Origin of the sequence: Dankookia sp. P2 (genome assembly GCF_050632255.1) — a bacterium.
Taxonomy (GTDB): Bacteria; Pseudomonadota; Alphaproteobacteria; order Acetobacterales; family Acetobacteraceae; genus Paracraurococcus.
Genome location: NZ_CP192581.1, coordinates 3,738,990 through 3,751,141 on the forward strand (window position 1 = coordinate 3,738,990; position 12,152 = coordinate 3,751,141).

Annotated in this window: 8 protein-coding genes and 3 pseudogenes; 4 read left to right on the forward strand and 7 right to left on the reverse strand. The window is 71.2% G+C overall.

Going from position 1 to position 12,152, the window contains the following annotated elements:
- The 4 genes from ACQ86J_RS22025 to ACQ86J_RS22040 form a co-directional block, all read right to left on the reverse strand.
- A complete protein-coding gene (locus ACQ86J_RS22025) occupies nucleotides 1-2,400 on the reverse strand; it encodes a PAS domain-containing protein (RefSeq protein ID WP_431267221.1) in 2,400 nt (799 codons plus the stop codon).
- Nucleotides 2,358-5,516, reverse strand: coding sequence for a PAS domain S-box protein (locus ACQ86J_RS22030; protein ID WP_431267222.1), 3,159 nt, complete (start codon nucleotides 5,514-5,516; stop codon nucleotides 2,358-2,360). Before ACQ86J_RS22030 ends, ACQ86J_RS22025 begins: the two co-directional genes overlap by 43 nt.
- Nucleotides 5,517-5,607: 91 nt before the next feature.
- Entirely contained in the window at nucleotides 5,608-5,844 is a 237-nt protein-coding gene (locus ACQ86J_RS22035) for a hypothetical protein (RefSeq protein WP_431267223.1), read from the reverse strand.
- Between the two features lie 355 nt (nucleotides 5,845-6,199).
- The gene (locus ACQ86J_RS22040; protein ID WP_431267224.1) at nucleotides 6,200-6,625 is read right to left on the reverse strand and encodes a DUF3775 domain-containing protein; all 426 of its coding nucleotides are present in this window, start codon (nucleotides 6,623-6,625) and stop codon (nucleotides 6,200-6,202) included.
- Nucleotides 6,626-6,918: 293 nt separating this feature from the next.
- Here ACQ86J_RS22040 and ACQ86J_RS22045 point away from each other — a divergent pair, with 293 nt between their 5' ends.
- The 3 genes from ACQ86J_RS22045 (at nucleotide 6,919) to ACQ86J_RS22055 (ending at nucleotide 8,020) form a co-directional block, all read left to right on the forward strand.
- Nucleotides 6,919-7,167 carry a hypothetical protein gene (locus tag ACQ86J_RS22045; RefSeq protein WP_431267225.1) on the forward strand — a complete coding sequence of 83 codons (249 nt, stop codon included), beginning with the start codon at nucleotides 6,919-6,921 and terminating at the stop codon, nucleotides 7,165-7,167.
- 81 nt (nucleotides 7,168-7,248) lie between these two features.
- Nucleotides 7,249-7,536: an SDR family NAD(P)-dependent oxidoreductase gene (locus tag ACQ86J_RS22050; protein ID WP_431267226.1), complete on the forward strand. Its 288-nt coding sequence runs from the start codon at nucleotides 7,249-7,251 to the stop codon at nucleotides 7,534-7,536.
- Nucleotides 7,532-8,020 (forward strand): SDR family oxidoreductase, encoded by a 489-nt coding sequence (locus tag ACQ86J_RS22055; RefSeq protein ID WP_431272491.1) that lies wholly within the window; start codon nucleotides 7,532-7,534, stop codon nucleotides 8,018-8,020. Before ACQ86J_RS22050 ends, ACQ86J_RS22055 begins: the two co-directional genes overlap by 5 nt.
- A gap of 13 nt (nucleotides 8,021-8,033) precedes the next feature.
- Here the strand turns inward: ACQ86J_RS22055 and ACQ86J_RS22060 are convergent.
- A pseudogene (locus tag ACQ86J_RS22060) lies at nucleotides 8,034-9,072 on the reverse strand (WD40 repeat domain-containing protein).
- Nucleotides 9,069-10,045 (reverse strand): annotated as a pseudogene (locus ACQ86J_RS22065) (CobW family GTP-binding protein). The pseudogenes ACQ86J_RS22060 and ACQ86J_RS22065 overlap by 4 nt, the downstream one beginning before the upstream one ends.
- Nucleotides 10,046-10,151: 106 nt before the next feature.
- On the opposite strand from ACQ86J_RS22065, the gene ACQ86J_RS22070 reads away from it, so the two are divergent.
- Nucleotides 10,152-10,613, forward strand: a complete 462-nt coding sequence (locus ACQ86J_RS22070) for an HXXEE domain-containing protein (protein WP_431267227.1) — start codon at nucleotides 10,152-10,154, stop codon at nucleotides 10,611-10,613.
- 138 nt (nucleotides 10,614-10,751) lie between these two features.
- Here the strand turns inward: ACQ86J_RS22070 and ACQ86J_RS22075 are convergent.
- Nucleotides 10,752-12,074 (reverse strand): annotated as a pseudogene (locus tag ACQ86J_RS22075) (aspartate aminotransferase family protein).
- Nucleotides 12,075-12,152 lie beyond the last annotated feature (78 nt).

Here is a 12,152-nt window from a genome sequence, read left to right on the forward strand (position 1 = left end):
TCAAATGGGCCCTGAGAACAGGGCGATGCCGAGCAGATGGGTCGGCCGCTGCTCCTGGTCGGCCGCCAGGGGCAGCAGGATGCGCTCGAAATAGACCGGCTCGCCGCCATCCTGGAAGCCGTAGCGCGCGTAGTCGTGACAGGGGACGCCGAGGCGTGTGCAGCGCTGCAGGGCCGCGGCCAGCCCGCCAAAGACCTCGTCCGCTTCAATCTCCGCATCCACCAGCCGGCCTTCGAGCATCCCGCCGGGCCGCGCCGCCAGCGCCGCGCCGACCCACTGAAAGCGCAGTCTCGGCGGGGCCTCCCCGGCCAGCTCGACGGCCAGCAGGTAGGTATGCGGCGCGCCCGACAGCGCCGCGACCTCGGCTGCATCGAACCAGGGCAGCGCCGCGGCGCCCGGGGCTGCCCGGTCCAGCGCATCGCGGCGGCTGCGCCAGAGGAAATAGGCTTCCCGCAGCTTGCTGCGGCCCAGCCTCATGAGCATCCGGTCGTGCAGCGGCGCCGGCAGGCGGCCGAGCGTGGCCAGCACCTGGCGGCCAAGTTCAGCGATGCTGAAGGGCTTGCCCAGCACTACCTCGCCCTGCAGCGACTGCCGGTCGTCGAAGCCGGTCAGGAACAGGATCGGCACGCCGGGCCGCGCTGCGCGAAGCCGGCGGGCGAGCTCCTGCCCGTTGCCGCCCGGCATGGTCACGTCGGTCACCACCAGGTCCAGTCGTTCCGCCGCCAGGGCCTGCACCATCCCGCTGGCGACGCTGCTCGCCTCTAGCACCGCATAGCCCAGTTCGCGCAACTGGCTCGCGTTCACCAGCCGGACCTGGTCGTCGTCGTCCACCACCAGCAGCGTCGCCGCGCCATGCAGCGACGGGTCGGGTTCGGCCTGGGGCTGGCCGGGCGTTGCGGCATCCCCGGGTGCGGCGCGCGGCAGCCAGATCTCCACCGTGGTGCCCGCGCCCGGGGCACTCTGCAGCTGCAGGCCGCCGCCGGATTGCTGGGCGAAGCCATGCACCATCGACAGGCCGAGCCCGGTGCCCTTGCCACGCGGCTTGGTGGTGAAGAAGGGCTCGGCCGCGCGGGCCAGTACCTCGACTGGCATGCCGACGCCGCTGTCCTGCACCGCAAAGACGACGTGGTCGGCACCGCTCAGGCCGGGCGGCCGCGCCCCGGCCGCGGCGAGGACATTCCGCGCGGTGACCCGCAGCCGGCCGGTCCCCTGCATCGCGTCCCGCGCATTCATCGCCAGGTTCAGCAGCGCCACCTCTAGCCGGTGCGGGTCGGCCAGCACCGGCCAGACCTCCGCCGCCTCCACCGTCAGCGTGATGCCGCTGCCCACCGCACGGCGCAGCATCTCGTCGGTATTGGCCAGCAGCGCGGCGGGATCGACCAGCACCGGCAGCAGGTCCTCCCGTCGGGCGAAGGCCAGCAGCTGGCGGACCAGCGCCGCGGCGCGTTCCGCCGCGCGTTCGCCGTTGCGGGCCAGCTCGATGATCTGCGCGTTGCCCGTGGCGCGGCGGCTGATCAGCCGCATGCTGCCCATGACGGCGGCGAGGACGTTGTTGAAGTCGTGCGCCACGCTGCCCGTCAGCTGGCCCAGCGCCTCGAGCTTCTGCGCCTGCACCAGGGCGCCCTGCGCCTCGTCGCGCCGCTGCATCTCCGCCCGCAGCTCGGCCGCGGCCTCGGTCAGCGCCCGGGTGCGTTCGGCGACGCGGCTCTCCAGCTCGGCATTGTCGCGCGCCAGAGCCGCCTCCGCGGTCTTCGCCGCGGTGACATCGATTGTGACGCCGATCATCCGCGCCGCCCGGCCATCGGCGTCCCGCAGCACCACGCCGCGCGCCTGCAGCCAGCGCTGGCCGATATCCGGCAGACGCACCCGGTATTCCGCCACGTAGTGGTCGGCGCCGTCCAGCGCCGCCGCCACCGCCGCCACAGTTGCCGGGAGGTCGTCCGGATGAACGGCCGCGCGCCAGGTGCCGTAGGTCACCTGCAGTCGGTCCGGCGGTATGCCGTGCAGCTCGTTGTTGCGTGGCGACCAGCACAGCGCCCGGCTGGCGACGTCCCAATCCCAGATGCCGATGCCGGCGGCGTCCTGCGCCAGGCGCAGGCGCTCCTCGTTTTCGCGCTGCGCCGCCTCCGCAAGCCGGGTCTCGGTGACGTCGAAGGCGACGCCGTGCGACCGCAGCGGCCGGCCATCCGCGTCGTATTCCCGGCGGGACCGCAGCTCGACATGCCGCAGCGCGCCGGTATCCGGCCGGAGAATACGGAATTCGTAGCGCTGCCCGGCCTCGCCACGGCCGAGCGAGGCGGCCCGCTGCGCGGCGACCCGCGGCCGGTCCTCCGGGTGCAGGATGGACAGCCATTCGGTCAGCGGCATCGCTTCCCGGCCGGGCGGGAAGCCGAAGACCATGGGCGCGCCAGGCGCCCAGCGATACTCCCGGTCCGCAGGTCCTGGACATAGCTGGCGACCCGCGCCGCCTCCTGCGACAGCAGCAGGGCGGCGCTGCTGTCCTGCAGCGCCGCCGCGGCTTCGCGTTGCGCGGTGACGTCGGCCACGGTCTCCAACACGGCCAGCGGCCTGCCGTCCGCATCGCGCCGCAGCGCCCTGTGCGACTGCACGAGGCGCGGCGTGCCGTCCCGAGCGCGCTGCCGCAGGTCGCCGATCCAGCTGCCGTCGCGCGCCAGCGCCGCCTCGATCTCGGCCCGCGGCGCGGGGTACTCGGTGTGCAGCAGGACCTGCGCGTGCCGGCCGATCGCCTCGGCGGCGGTCCAGCCATAGAGCCGCTCGCAGCCCTTCGACCAGAAGCGGATGGTGCCGTCCAGGTCGCGCGCCATGAAGGCGCCAAGGTCGAGCGTGGCCAGCAGCTCGCGCTGCCGCGCCTCGGTCTCGGCCAGCGCCGCCTCCGCCGCGCGGCGGGCGGAGATGTCCTCGACCACGCTGACGAAATGCTCGGGCCGGCCCTCGGCGTCGCGCAGGAGGGAGACGGTGAGGCTGGCCCAGAGCAGCGTCCCGTCGCGCCGCCGGTATCGCTTCTCCAGCGTGTAGCTCGTGCGCCGCCCGTCGAGCAGCGCCTGCACCAGCGCGAGGTCGGCGTCCAGGTCGCCCGGATGGGTGATGTCCTGGAAGCTCAGCGCCAGCAACTCCGCTTTGTCGTAGCCTAGGATGGCGCAGAGCCGGGCGTTCACCCGCAGCCAGCGCCCGTCCAGCCCGACCTGGGCGATGCCGACCGCGGCCTGTTCGAAAACGGCGCGGAACTGCGCCGCATTGTCGGCCAGGGTGCCTTCCGACTGCGCCTGGATAGTGAGGTCGATGGCGGCGGTAACCAGCCTCCGCTTCCCGGTCGCTGCCGGGCCGAGATCGGTGGCGTGGAAACGCCAGATCCGCGTGCCCCCGCCGGCGGTCCGCACCGGGAACTCGCCCGCCATGGGCAGGTCGTCCGGGTCACGGCCGAAGCTGCGCCCGATGGCGGCCAGCGCTTCGCCGGCTTGCTCGCCGTGTGCCCGCTGCAGCCAGGCCGCCACGGTCGGCAGCTCCTCCCGTCGGTGGCCGCTGGTCTGCAACCATTTCCGGTTGACGAGGAGTACCGTGCCGGCCTCGTCATGCACCATCATCGGCAGCGGCGCGTGCTCAATCACCTGGCGGAGCTTCGCCTCGCTCGCGGCTAGCGCCGCTTCCGCCAAGCGGCGGGCGGTAACGTCGAAGATCACCCCGCGCATCCGCGCCGCCCGGGTACCGCCGTCGAGCGCCGGCTCCGCCTCGCCATTTACCTGCAGCCAGCGGATGCTGCCGTCCGGCAGCAAGATGCGGAACTCGTCGGCGATCTGGCCGCCCGCGCGCGCCCGCAGCGCGTGGGTGTCGAGCACCCGCTGACGATCCTCCGGGTGCAGCCGGTCGACCAGGGTGCCGAAGCCGCAGGGCGCATCCGGGGCCAGGCCAAAGATTCGCCGATAGGCAGGGGAGAACCAGTTCCGCTCGCTCGTTTCGGCATTCTCCACCTCGAAGGTGGCGACATGGCCGGCCTCGGCGATGCGGGCGAGGTCAGCGCCGTGCCGGGCGAGGGCCAACTCGGCCAGCTTGCGGTCAGTGATGTCGAGATCGATGCCGACCATGCGGGTCGGCCGGCCGGTCCCATCGCGCAGCACCGTGCCGCGGGCCAGCACCCAACGTTCGCCGCCATCGCCACGGCACATGCGGAACTCGACGTCGTAGGCCGCCTCGTCGGCCAGGGCGGCGGCCAGCGCCGCTTCGACCCGCGGCAGGTCCTCGGCATGGACCAGGGCGCGGAAGGCATCGACGCTGCGGCCGAAGGCGCCGCGCGGCAAGCCGCAGGCCTCCTCCAGCCCGGCCGACCATTCGACCTCGCCGGTGGCCGTGTTCCAGTCCCAAAAGAACATCCGGGCGGCGCCGATCGCCAGCCGCATCTGCTCATGCGTCCGGACCAGCGCCGCCTCGGTCACCGCCCAGCCGGACAGGTCGACGACGAAGACGGTCGCAGTGCCGGTCGCGGCATTGTCGAAGGCGAAGAAGACCAGCACCGGCACCCGACTGCCATCGGCGCGGACGAATTCCTTCTGGTAGGGGGCGCAGGCTCCGAGCCGCACCGCCTCGGCGATTGCCGTCTCGTCCCGGCCAATCCACTCCGGCGGGGTCAGATCGTCCCAGCGGATCCGTCCGGCATCTAGATCGGCATGGGTCATGCCGACGATGCGCAGGAAAGCGTTGTTGGCACCGAGGATGCGGCCGCCGGCATCGGCCTGGGCCAAGCCCACCGGCCCCGCCTCGAACCGGTTACGCAGCGCGGTCGCCTCGCGCTGCCGGGCTGCCGGCGCGTCGTGCCCGGCGGTGGTGGGGCCGGTCGCGGCCGGCCGCGACGCACGGCCCAGAAGCAGCAGGCCTAGCCCGAGGCTGGTGGCGAGCAGGCCGGCGCCGGGCAGCAGCGTCCTCGCCAGCGCCTGCCGCAGCGGCGCCTCGAAGGCCTCGGCTGGCAGCGCAACGGTCACGCGGAAGCCGGATTGCGGCGCCCGGGCGAAGCCTGCGACGATCGGCTGGCCGTCCGGCCCGTCATGCGCCGGGACCATCCCGGCGGCTGGGCGCAGCGCCTCGATCACTGCGGCCGGGGGGCGTGTGCCCGGAGTCCCGGCCTCCGACCCCGTTGCGGCGGCGATGGTCAAATCGCGGTCCAGGATGCCGGCGGCTGCGCCGGCGGGCAGGCGCTGCTCGGCCAGGATGGCGGCCAGTCGGTCAGGCGAGAGGACGAAGCCGAGCACCTGCGCGACCCGGCGGGTGGCGTCCGGCCCCGGCAGCAGCAGCGGGACCGCGACCCCGACCGCCCATCCGCCGACGCTGGGGCTAACATAGAGATTGCCGGTGACCGGCCGGCCGAGCGCCAGGGCGTCCTGCGCCGGGCCGACTGCCGGGCTGTCCGGCCGCTCCCCCGGAGCCCAGCTGGTGCTCAGGCGGATCCGGCCGGCAGCATCGACGAGGGTAATGGCGCGGGCCTCGAAGGCCGCGGCGGCAGCGCGCATCTCCCCCAGAATGCGGTTAGGTCGTCCCGCGCCAGGGCCGGCGAGGCGGCTAGGCCGCGCAGCAGCCGTTCGGCATCGGCGAGGTCGCGGTCTAGCAGCAACGCCATCGCCTGTGCCCGGCCGACCAGCGCATCCTCCGCCCGAAGCCGCTCGGCACGCTGCTGCCGCCAAGCCGCAGCACCGCCGAGCAGCAGGAGCGGCAGCGCGACGGCGAGGGCAAGCCGAGCTGGCAGCCAGGCTTGGCCACCGGCCGGGGAGGCCGGGCCGGCGGCGGGGACGCAGCCAAGTCCTCCGGCGGCACGACCTGCAGCGCTTCCTCGGTCTGCATTCCGTTCCGCATCATGGGCGAAGGCAGCCGCACCCTGACCGGGGCACGGCGGCTGATCATAAGGAAGTCGTGAATAAAGCCCTAAGTCCGTAAGCGTCAAAGCCTTCGAATCGCATCCAACATCGCGAAATCGTGAGTCATGATGTCGCTGCCCGGGAGGGTAGGGCGGCGGGGGGCAGCCGGCCACAACAGCGCAGGTGGGGCACCGGGGGCCAGGGCTGAGCGTCAAACGGGCCGCGCCAGCGTCTGCGCCGGGCCGGTCTACAGCGGCTTGCCTTCAACGATGAACGCAGTGCCGCTGTACCCGATTGTATCCAGGGCAGATTCAGGCGTTCACGCTCTCCCGCCAACTGCTCTAGCGCTCGACGTCCTCGATCGACAGGCCGAAGGCGGCGACGCCTTCCGCCAGCAGGTCGCCGGCCATGTCCATGCCCAGAAGGTAGCTGCCGGCCTGGCCGGCCTCGTTTCGCTCGGCGGCCAGTCGCACCGCTTCCTCCCACTCCTCCGGGCCGTAATCGCCGCGGCCGACCCAGGCGAGCGCGATCAGCGCCGCCTGCTCGTCCTCGTTCAGCCCATCGACGAACTCTCGGAGACTGTCCTCCGTCATGTCGTCGGGGTTCTCCTGCAGCAGCGCCGCCTCGCTGTTCTCGTCCTCGGACAACTGGGCGGGGTCGGTCTCCTCGGTAACCTGGACTGCGCGGATATGGTCCACCACGGTCGCCACCGTCTCAAGGCTGATGCCGAGATCCACATCGTCGTCGTCGTCGGGTGGTCGTGCCATCGCTTCGTCATCCCCAGGGAATGCCGGGTAAGGCACCGAAGGCTGCTTCGGTTGCATGCCGGTTCCCAGCTTCGGCAAGACTTCTTCGCAGGGAACAGGATGGCCCAGGCCGGCGTTTGCCGGGAAGCCAGTGTGCGTTCGCACGGACGCTAAGGAAAGGCCACCAACCCATGCAGATGCTTCGCGCAAGCGGGACGCCCTGGCGGCGTCACGCTGCCATCGGGCTCGTGATTGCGGGACTTGGTATAACGGGTTCGCCGGCCCTGGCCGCCCCGGCGGGGACGGTGGCGCTGATGCCCAGCCTGGGCTGCGGCGTGCAGGACGGCGCGCAACCCGCGGTCCGCACCGTGCTGCGCCCCAGCCTTGTGCGGGCCGAGCGCGTAAAGCCGCGCCGAAGGCCACGGGCGGTGCCCTCCGCCCCCGCGCCGACGCCGGAGGCCGAGCCGCCCGCGGTGGTGCAGCACGCCTTCTACGCCTGCGCCGCCCTGCCGCTGCCGGTGAGGTCCGGCTGGGTCGCGGTCGGGTCATTACGGCGGGCCTGAGGCCGAGGCCGCCCTCAAAGGGCGCTCACGCTGCCCGGCGATCTGCGCTAGCGTCTAGGCATGGTAACCATCACCGAAGCGATGCTGCGCGGACGTACCGCCCTGGTCACCGGCTCGACCGGCGGTATCGGCCTAGCGGTCGCGGAACGCTTGGCCGCCGCCGGCTGCAGCCTGGTGCTGCACGGGCTGGCTCCATCCGAGGAAGGCGATGCGGTCGCGGCCGGGCTGGCGGCAGGCCATGCGGTGGAAGCCTGCTATCGCCAGGTGGAGTTGGCGAAGCCGGACGCGATCGCCGCGCTGGTCGCCGAGATCGGCCCGCCTGACATCCTGGTCAACAACGCCGCCACCTCGACATTTCGGTGCCATTGAAGCGACACCGCCGGAGGAATGGGACAGAGATCTCGCAGTCAATCTTTCGGCTGCCTTCCACCTGACCCGGCTGAGCCTGCCGGGGATGCGGGCGCGGGGCTGGGGCCGAATCCTCAACATGTCCTCGATCTACGGGCTGGTCGGGGCGACGGGCCGGGTCGGCTACGTCACCACCAAGACCGCGCTGATCGGCCTGACCCGTGCCACCGCGCTGGAAACGGCCGACAGCGGCATCACCTGCAACGCGCTCTGCCCCGGCTCGACCCTCACGCCGAACATCGCCGGGCGGATCGAGGCGGCGATGCGGGCGGCCGGGCTGGACCAGACCGCAGCCAGCGCGCAATTCCTGGCAGGCAAGCAGCCGACCGGGCGCTTTGTCGCGGCCGAGGCGATCGGCGCCATGGCCGCCTTCCTGTGTTCCGAGGCCGGGCGCGACATCACCGGGGCGGTCCTGCCGCTGGATGGCGGCTGGTCGGCGATGTAGCGCCCCGGCGCGCTCAGCCGCGCTTCGACAGGTCGACTAGCCCGGCGAAGCCTTCTTCCGTCCCAAAGGCCAGATGCGTCCCGGTGGCGTTCCAGCCCAGCGCCGAGATGCCGCCATGGCCGGGCGCGGCGATGGGCACGACCTTGCCCGAGGCGATCTCCGCGAGCAGCACCAGCCCGTCGGCGAAGCCGGCGGCAACGACCTCGTGCTGGGGATGGCAGGCCACGGCATTGACCAGCACGCCGTCGCCGCCAGCGAAGCTTGGTCGGCGCCTTGCCCATCGGGCCGCCGCCGAAGAAGGGCCAGACCACCACGGCATCGGCGCCGCTGGTCGCCAGCCACTTGCCGCGGGCGGTGAAGGAGAGGAAGTGGGTCTTCGACGGGTAGCCCGACATCCGCATGTGCTGGCCATCCGCCAAGCGCCAGCCATGCAGGGCATTCTCCTGCATCGCGGTCACCACATGGGTGCCGTCCGGGCTGATGGCGATGGCGGCATGGCTGCCCTTCCATTCCAGCACCCGTGGCTTGTCTTCCTTCGAAGCGACGAACCAAAGGCTCGCCCCGTTGTAGTGGCTGGCGGCGACGCGCTTGCCCTTGGCGTCGAAGGCGATGCCGCCGACCGCCGAGGGATGCGGCAGAGTCTTCAGCTTCTCGCCCTTGGCGTCGAACAGGTGCAGCTGCTTGCCGACCGAGGCGGCGCGGAGGCCGCTCTCATGCGCGGCGACATGCTCGACCCATTTCATCGCGCCGAGCTTCGCCAGCTCGGTCACCGTGCCGTCCGGCGCAGTGCGGACCAGGCGGCCGTCGTCGCCGCCGGAGAGGAACCCGTCCTTCGCATCGGCACAGAAGGACAGCACCGCACCGTCATGCGCCGCGGCCGTGGTCCATTCGGCGTCTGGCGTCCGCGGCTGGGCAATGCGGACCGTGCCGTCGCCGAGCCCCAGCCCAAGGCTGCCATCGCGGCCGAAGGCGAGGCCGACGACCCAGGCGCCGAGTTCGCGGCCGGTGCCGCGCGTCTCCAGCAGGAAGTCGGCGGCGGCGGTCTCGCTCATGCCTCCACCTGGCAGCTCTCGAAGCCGCGGCGCAGCTGCGGGCGGTTGAGGTCGCGGCCGATGAAGACGATCTTCGATTTCCGCGGGTCGCCATCCTTCACCGGGCCGATGAAGTCGCCATCGGCGATCATGTGGACGGCCTGGAAGGCGAAGCGGCGGTCGTCGCCGGCATAGTAGAGGATGCCCTTGGTGCGTAGCAGGTCCTGGCCCTTGGCGGCCAGCAGCTGGGTCATCCAGGCGTTGAACTTCTCCGGGTCGACCGGGCGCGAGACCTCGAAGGACACGCTCAGGATATCGCCGTCATGCTCGTGGTGGTCCTCACCCGAGAGGAATTCGGGTTCGCGCTCGAGGATCCGCTTCAGGTCGAAGGCCTCGCGGCCGAGGACGGCCGCGATCGGCACGTCGGACTTGGTGCTGCGGCGGATCTCGGCCCAGGGATTGATGGCGCGGATGCGGCGCTCGACCTCGGTGGCCTCGGCCTCCGACACCAGGTCCATCTTGTTGAGGAGGATGATGTCGGCAAAGGCGATCTGCTCCACCGCCTCCTTGCTGTCGGCCAGCCGCGCCGGCAGGTTCTTGGCATCGACCAGGGTGACGATGGCGTCGAGCCGGGTGGCGCGTCCACGTCCTCATCGGCGAAGAAGGTCTGGGCGACCGGGGCGGGATCCGCCAGGCCCGTGGTCTCGACGATGATGCCGTCGACCTGCCGCGGCGCTTCATCAACCCGCCGATGATGCGGATCAGGTCGCCGCGCACGGTGCAGCAGATGCAGCCGTTGTTCATCTCGAAGACTTCCTCGTCGGTATCGACGACGAGGTCGTTGTCCACGCCGAGCTTGCCGAATTCGGTTGATCACCACGGCGTACTTCTTGCCGTGGTTCTCGCTGAGGATGCGGTTGAGCAGCGTGGTTTTGCCAGCGCCGAGATAGCCGGTGAGGACGGTGACGGGGACGGGCGCAGCGATGTCGCTCATCTGGCGGAACTCCAGGGAAAATGCTTGGACCGCAATATGGTGCAGCGGCGCCAAAGGGCAAAGTGCCCCTTGGCCCGGGCTGCGGGGGGCCTGTAGCATCCCAGGGATGACCCTTGCCGACCTGCTGTGGCTTTCGACCGCCGCCTATGCGCTGCATGTCATCGAGGAATTCGTTCTCGACTGGCGGAACTGGGCGCGCAACGTGCTCGGCCTGCCGGTGGAATGGTCCAGCTTCTACGTGGTGAACGCGGTGGTGGCGGTGCTCGGCATCGCGGCGGCGGCCATCGCGCCGCGGCTGCCGGCGGTGGCGCTGGGCTTCTCGGCGCTCATGCTCATCAATGCAACCTTCTTCCATGTGCTGCCGGTGGTCCGCTTCGGCGGGCGCTTCTCGCCGGGGCTGATCTCGGCCGTTCTGCTGTTCTACCCGCTGGCCATCGCCTGCTACGCCGCGGCGGAGGTGGGATGGGCCGGGGCGATGCTGTCCGCCTTGATCGGGGTGGGACTCATGGCCTGGCCGGTCGTGCTGCTGGTGGTCAAGGACCGCCCGTATTTTCGGCAGGACCGTTGATCCGCACGGGTGCGGAGGCCGCAGGCTGGGCGGATCAGCGATCCGCCGGGTCCCAATGATGATCGGGCCGGGAGGTGGCCAGGGCGTGCGGGTCTGCCACGGCCCGAAACGCGGGCCGCGGCGACCGAACTCACCTGATCAAGCGGCTTCCTTGTGGATCGCATCCGCAAGCGTGCCGATCAGCCGGTCGACATGCGGCTTCTCGATGATCAGCGGCGGGGACAGGGCGACGATGTCGCCGGTCACCCGCACCAGCACGCCGTCGTCGAAGCAGCGGCGGAACACGTCCATCGCCCGCTGCCCCACCTTGCCGGCCCGCGGCGCCAGCTCGATCCCGGCGATCAGCCCGTAGTCGCGGATATCGATCACGTTGGGGGAGGACTTCAGGCTATGCGCCGCCTCCTGCCAGTAGGGCTCGATGGCGCGGGCGCGGCCCGGTAGGTCCTCGGCCCGGTGCAGCTCTATCGTGGCGATCGCCGCGGCGGCAGCCAGCGGGTGGCCGGAATAGGTATAGCCGTGGAACAGCTCGATCCCCCTGGCGCGCCGTCGACGATCGCGTCGTAGACCCCGTTGCGGACCGCGACGGCGCCCATCGGCACCGCGGCATTGGTCAGGCCCTTGGCCATGGTCATGATGTCGGGGGTGACGCCCAGCCGCTCGGCGCCGAAGGGCGTGCCGATGCGGCCGAAGCCGGTGATGACCTCGTCGAAGATCAGCAGGATGCCGTGCTTGGTGCAGAGCTCCCGCAGCCGCTCGAGGTAGCCCTTGGGCGGCACCAGCACGCCGGTCGAGCCGGCGATCGGCTCGACCATCACCGCAGCGATGGTCTCCGCGCCATGCAGCGCGACGAGGTTCTCCAGCACGTCGGCCAAGTGGGCGCCGTGCTTCGGCTGGCCCTTGGCGAAGAGGTTCCCGTCGATCCCGTGCGTGTGCGGGAGGTGGTCGACATAGGCAGCAGGGCGCCAAACTGCTTGCGGTTGCCGCCGATGCCGCCCACTGACATGCCGCCGAAGCCGACGCCGTGGTAGCCGCGCTCCCGGCCTACCAGCCGCACCCGGCTGCTCTCACCGCGAGCCTTGTGGTAGGCCAGCGCGATCTTCAGCGCGGTATCGGCGCTCTCCGAGCCGCTATTGGTGAAGAAGACCTTGTCCATCCCCTCCGGCGTCAGCTCTCGGCGATGCGCGCCGCCGCCTCGAAGGCTATGGGATGGCCGAGCTGGAAGGTCGGGGCGTAGTCGAGGATGGCGGCCTGCTGCTGGATGGCCTCCTTGATCTCCCGCCGGCCGTGCCCGGCATTGCAGCACCAGAGCCCGGCGGTGCCGTCCAGGATCTCCCGCCCATCCGGGGTGAAGTAGGACATGCCCTCGGCCCGGGCGATCATCCGCGGGTTGGCCTTGAAGTACTTGTTGTCCGAATAGGGCATCCAATAGGCGTCGAGGTTGTTCGGACGGGGTACGTTCATCTCGTTCATCGCGGCGGCTCCGGCGGATCGCCTAAACAACACCCCGGCGGCCGGCCCGGCAAGGTGCCGCGCGGGGCC

Bases quoted from the DNA above. Each gene is read 5' to 3' on its own strand.
- ACQ86J_RS22050 (WP_431267226.1), top strand. From the start codon at position 7,249: ATGCTGCGCGGACGTACCGCCCTGGTCACCGGCTCGACCGGCGGTATC.
- ACQ86J_RS22030 (WP_431267222.1), bottom strand. From the start codon at position 5,516: ATGCGCGCTGCCGCCGCGGCCTTCGAGGCCCGCGCCATTACCCTCGTC.
- ACQ86J_RS22025 (WP_431267221.1), bottom strand. From the start codon at position 2,400: ATGGTCTTCGGCTTCCCGCCCGGCCGGGAAGCGATGCCGCTGACCGAA.
- ACQ86J_RS22045 (WP_431267225.1), top strand. From the start codon at position 6,919: ATGCCCAGCCTGGGCTGCGGCGTGCAGGACGGCGCGCAACCCGCGGTC.
- ACQ86J_RS22070 (WP_431267227.1), top strand. From the start codon at position 10,152: ATGACCCTTGCCGACCTGCTGTGGCTTTCGACCGCCGCCTATGCGCTG.
- ACQ86J_RS22035 (WP_431267223.1), bottom strand. From the start codon at position 5,844: ATGCAGACCGAGGAAGCGCTGCAGGTCGTGCCGCCGGAGGACTTGGCT.
- ACQ86J_RS22040 (WP_431267224.1), bottom strand. From the start codon at position 6,625: ATGGCACGACCACCCGACGACGACGACGATGTGGATCTCGGCATCAGC.